This is a genomic window from Streptomyces sp. FH025 (genome assembly GCF_017427025.1).
Taxonomy (GTDB): Bacteria; Actinomycetota; Actinomycetes; order Streptomycetales; family Streptomycetaceae; genus Kitasatospora.
The window spans coordinates 1-5,183 of record NZ_JAFLNG010000567.1; the positions used below are offsets into that span (position 1 = coordinate 1).

3 protein-coding genes are annotated in these 5,183 nt (G+C 73.0%); all 3 read right to left on the reverse strand.

What is annotated here, in order from left to right:
• Positions 1-51: 51 nt before the first annotated feature.
• The 3 genes from J0670_RS29495 to J0670_RS29505 all read right to left on the reverse strand — a co-directional run bounded on the left by J0670_RS29495 (position 52) and on the right by J0670_RS29505 (position 5,153).
• Positions 52-1,416, reverse strand: a complete 1,365-nt coding sequence (locus J0670_RS29495) for a DegT/DnrJ/EryC1/StrS family aminotransferase (RefSeq protein ID WP_307806753.1) — start codon at positions 1,414-1,416, stop codon at positions 52-54.
• 63 nt (positions 1,417-1,479) lie between these two features.
• Positions 1,480-3,405: an ABC transporter ATP-binding protein gene (locus J0670_RS29500; RefSeq protein ID WP_207814752.1), complete on the reverse strand. Its 1,926-nt coding sequence runs from the start codon at positions 3,403-3,405 to the stop codon at positions 1,480-1,482.
• Positions 3,402-5,153, reverse strand: a complete 1,752-nt coding sequence (locus tag J0670_RS29505; protein WP_207814753.1) for an ABC transporter ATP-binding protein — start codon at positions 5,151-5,153, stop codon at positions 3,402-3,404. Before J0670_RS29505 ends, J0670_RS29500 begins: the two co-directional genes overlap by 4 nt.
• Between the last annotated feature and the right edge of the window lie 30 nt (positions 5,154-5,183).

Below are 5,183 nucleotides of genomic sequence, written 5' to 3' on the forward strand. Positions count from 1 at the left end.
CGATGCGGGAGGACGGCTCCCCGGGTGGGGCCCGGATCGTCCCGGCCGCGTTCAGGAAGTCGGGAGCGCGGGAGCACGCAGCCGGTCGACGGCCTCGTGGGGGGCCGCCTCGAACTCCGGGTGGAAGTACGGCCGCCCGAAGGAGCGGCGGACATCGGCGGCGGTCGGCCCGGATCCGGCTCCCGTCCGCAGGGCGTACGTGAACGCCTCGGCGAGCAGTTCCATGGACTGTGCGCCGGCCCCCTCGAAGGTGACCTCGTTGGTGCCCAGCCGGATCACCGGGCCGGGCACCCCCGGCAGGCGGCGCAGGTCCTGGACCCGGATGCCCCGGGCGTCCAGCCGCGCGGCCAGCCGCCCGGTCCGATCGGCGTCGCCGGCCCTCAGCCACACCTGGTGGGTCCGGGTGGCCGTCCCGTCCGAGCGCACGACCTCGAATCCTCGGCGGTCCAGCGCCTCGGCGAGCAGGCGCGCGTTGTCCAGGACGGCGGACGCGTAAGCCGCTCCGAACACCTCGAACTCGGCGGCGGCCAGACCCAAGGCCAGGGTCTCCGCGTAGTGGTGGCTGCTGATCAGCCGCCACTGCGCGTCCCGCAGCCGGGCGTCGATCTCGTCGTCGTCGGTGAACACCACGCCCTTGTGCGGGCCGGGGAACGTCTTGTGCGTCGAACCGCCCATCGAGTCGGCGCCCGCGACCAGCGGGTGGGGCACCGCCCCACCCAGGACCAGGCCCAGGGTGTGGCTGCAGTCCACGTGCACCCGGATACCCGGGCCGTGCCGGCGGACCACCTCGACCACGGCGGCGACGTCCAGCAGGTCGAGGCTGTGCTGGAGGTCCAGGTAGACCAGGCCGACCCCGCCGTGACCGAGCGCGTGGTCGAGCCCCTCCTGGTCGACCCGACCCGCACGGAAGCCCACGGTCACCGGCCGGTAGCCCAGGCGCTGGACGATCTCGCGGGTGGCGTAGTGGCCGCCGGACTCCGCGCCGATGCTGATCACGGTGTCGCCGGGTGCGCCGCCCAGCGCGGCGATGACGAGGGTCATCGCACTCATCCCGGAGATCGGCCGGGTGTTCACATGGCGTGCCCCTGTGAGGCGGCGCAGGCTGTCGGTGGCGAGTTCGGTCTCGATGTGCCGCACCCGGAGCCCTCCCCGGAAGCCGCCGTCCTCGCCGAGGAAGTACCGGTTGTAGAAGTCGGTGGACAGCGGCAGCCGGGCCAGTGGCGACAGCCGGGTCTCGCTGGCCACCAGGTTGACGGCAACGCGGTTGCGGCGGTCGGCCTCCCGCAACTCGGCGGCGGCCCGGCGCAGCCGCCGGGTGGTGCGGGCCGGGGCCCTGCGCCTCGTCCACGACCGTATTTTCGGTTCCCGCCCGCCGTCAACGTGTCGCCCGTACACCGGACTTGGGACGACCGGCACGGCGAGCGGGCGGGGGCCCGCAGGACGGGATCCGATGGGACCGGGTCGGCCGGAGCGGCGATATTACGCGAACTGGGCTGCGAACAGGCGCGCGTAGGCGCCGCCTGCGGCCAACAGCTCCTCGTGGGCTCCCTGTTCGACGATCCGCCCGTCCGTCATCACCACGATCAGGTCTGCCCCGCGCACTGTGGACAGTCGGTGCGCGATCACGAAACTGGTCCGGCCCCGGCTGAGCCCGGCCATCGCCCGCTGGACGAGCAATTCGGTGCGGGTGTCCACGGCGCTGGTCGCCTCGTCCAGCACCAGGACCGCCGGATCGGCGAGGAAGGCCCGGGCGATGGTGATGAGCTGCTTCTCCCCCGCGCTGACCCCCGAGCCCTCGTCGTCGATCACGGTGTCGTAACCGTTCGGCAGCGTGCGGATCAGGTGGTCGGCGTGCGCGGCCCGGGCGGCCGCCTCGACCTGTTCGCGGGTGGCGTCCTGCGCCCCGTAGGCGATGTTCTCGGCGATCGTGCCGCCGAACAGCCAGGTGTCCTGCTGCACCATGCCGACCGCCGAGCGCAGGACGCCGCGCGGCAGGGCGGCGGTGTCGGTGCCGTCCAGCAGGATCCGCCCGCCGTCCACCTCATAGAACCGCATCAGCAGGTTGACCAACGTCGTCTTACCCGCGCCGGAGGGCCCTACCACCGCGACCAGCTGACCCGGCCGCACCGACAATGACAGCCCCTCGATCAGCGGTCGTTGCGGCTCGTAGCGGAAGGAGACCGCCTCGAAGTCGACGCGACCGCGCGGCTCGGCCCGGTGCTCCGGCGGCGCCGGGTCGGCGCTCTGCTCGGGCGCGTCCAGCAGCTCGAAGTACCGCTGCGCCGAGGCCAGGGCGGACTGCACCAGGCCAGCCAGGCTGGTGACCTGGGACAGTGGCTGGCCGAACTGCCGGGAGTACTGGACGAAGGCCTGCACCTCGCCGATCGACAGGCTTCCGGATGCCACCCTCAGTGCGCCGACCACCGCGACCAGGACGTAGTTCAGGTTCCCGATGAAGGTGATCAGCGGCTGGATCGCGCCGCTGACGGACTGTGCCTCGGCGGCGGCACCCGCCAGCGCCTCGTTGTGCTCGCGAAAGGCCGCCGCCGACGCCTCCTGCCGGCCGAACGCCCGCACCAGGGCGTGGCCCTCGCACAGCTCCTCGATCCGCGCGGTCAGCGCCCCGGTGGCCGCCCACTGCTCGGCGAACCGGGGCCGGGCCCGCCGGGCGAGCGCCGCCGCCACGACGGCCGACAGCGGGACGGTGGCCAGCGCGATCAGGGCCAGCAGCGGGGAGACCCAGAACATCATCACCAGCACGCCGACCACCAGGAGCAGCGAATTGGTGATCTGGCTGAGGGTCTGCTGCATGGTCTGCGCAAGGTTGTCGATCTCGGTGGTGACGCGACTGAGCAGGTCACCGCGCGGCTGCCGGTCGATGTGGAACACCGGCAGCCGGGCCAGCTTCGCCGCCGCGTCCGAACGCAGCCGCTGCACCGTGCGCTGGATCGCGACGGTGGCCAGCCGGCCCTGCATGATCCAGCAGAGGCCCGAGGCGGCGTAGACCCCGGCGAGCACGAGCAGGAGGAGGCCGACCCGCCCGAAGGCGACGCCGTGTCCGGGGGTGAAGTCCACCGAGTCGAACACGTCGGCGACGGTGCCCCGGCCGTCGGCCCGCAGCCCCTCGACGACCTGCTCGCGGGTGTCGCCGGGCGCGGTCCGCTGCCCGATCAGCCCGGCGACGACCAGGTCGGTCACGCGGCCGAGGATCAGGGGGCCGAGGACGTTCAGCGCGATGCTCGCGACGCCCAGCAGCAGGACCCCGGTCAGCAGCGCGCCCTGCCCTCGGAAGCGGCCGAGGAGCCGCCGGGCCGTCCCGGGGACGGGGCGCTCGCCCGGAGAGGGCGCCTGCGTCCGGAGGCTGGCCGGGGTACCCGTCCGCGCCGACTCACGGGTCGTGCTCATGCGACGCCCCCAGTGGGCCGGCCGGTGAGCCCGGCGGACTGGGAGAGCACGATCTCCCGGTATGTCGGGTTGCCGACGAGCAGGTCATCGTGGGTCCCGCTGCCCACGACCCGGCCTTCGTCGAGCACGACGATGCGGTCGGCCCCCTGGATCGTGCTCACCCGCTGGGCGACGACGAGTACGGCCGCGCCGGCGGTGGCGCGGCCGAGCCCGGCCCGTACGGCGGCCTCGGTGGCGTGGTCGAGGGCGGAGAAGGCGTCGTCGAGGAGGTAGACCCCCGGGTCGTGGACGAGGGCTCGGGCGATGGCCAGCCGTTGGCGCTGGCCGCCGGAGAGGTTGCCGCCGCCCTGATCGATGGGCGCGTCCAGACCGCCCGCCAGGGCCGTGACGAAGTCGTGCGCCCGGGCCGTCTCCAAGGCCGCCCACAGCTGTTCGTCGGTGGCGTCCGGCCGCCCGTAGCGCAGGTTCGAGGCGATCGTGCCCGAGAAGAGGTAGGACCGTTGCGGGACCAGGCCCACGGCGGCGGCCAGCGCCGCCGGGTCGAGGTCGGCGACGCTCACCCCGTCGAGGAGCACCTCGCCCTCCGTCGGGTCGAACAGACGAGCCGCCAGGCCGACCAGTGTGCTCTTACCACTGCCGGTGGACCCGATCACGGCCGTCGTCTCCCCCGGCCGCACGAGCAGGTCCACCCCGCTCAGCACCGGTTGCCCGGCTCCCGGGTAGCTGAAGCCGACGCCCCGCAGTTCCAGCCGCGCCGGCCCGCGTGGACGAGGCCTGGGCACGGCGGGCGCCCGCACGCCCGGGACGGCCCGCAGCACGTCCTCGATGCGCTCGGCGCAGACCTCGGCGCGGGGCAGCGCCATGAAGACCGACGTTGCCATCATCACCGACATCAGGATCTGGAGCAGGTAGCTGAGGAAAGCGGTCAGGACCCCGATGCGCAGGGCTCCGGCGTCCACGCGGTGCGCCCCCAGCCAGACCACCGGGACGGCGGCGAGGTTCACCACGGTGTTGACCATCGGGAACAGCAGCGTCGTCAGCCGTCCGCTGCGCACCGCAGTGTCCGTCAACTCCTCGTTGGTGTGGCCGAATCGGCGCTGCTCGTGTTCGTCGCGGACGAACGCCCGAATCACCCGGACTCCGGCGATCTGCTCGCGCAGCACCCGGTTCATGGTGTCCACGCGCCCCTGCATGGTTCGGAACAACGACTGGGCGCGCCATACGACCAGGCCCACCAGTAGGGCCAGAACCGGTAGTTCGACCAGCAGCAGCAGGGCCAGCGGGACGTCCTGACCCAAGGCCAGGACGATCCCGCCGGCGCAGGTGACGGGAGCCGCCACCATCTGGGTCAGGCCGGTCAGCACCACCGTCTGGACCTGCTGGACGTCACCGATCAGCCGGGTGATCAGCGAGGCGGCACCGAACCGGGCGACCTCGCGGCCGGAGAAAGCCTGCACCCGGTCGAAGAGTTCGGCCCGCACGTCACGCCCGACCGCCGCCGAGATACCCGCACCCAGCCGCACCCCGGCGACCGCGCACAGCAGTTGCACCGCCGAGACCGCCAGCATGACGGCGCCGAGCCGCACGATGACGGCCGTCTCGCCGCGCACGACACCGTCGTCGAGGATGACGGCGTTGAGCGTCGGCAGACACAGCGCCGCCGTGGTCTGCACCACCTGCGTCAGCGCGAGCACAGCGAGCGGACGGCCGTGGGGGCGCAGCCTCGGGCGGATGAGCCGGATCAACACCATTCGCCGAGACTAGACCCGAGCCACCGG

What these genes read in the sequence shown, in the direction of transcription:
- J0670_RS29500 (WP_207814752.1), bottom strand. Translation starts at nt 3,405, where the DNA reads ATGAGCACGACCCGTGAGTCGGCGCGGACGGGTACCCCGGCCAGCCTC.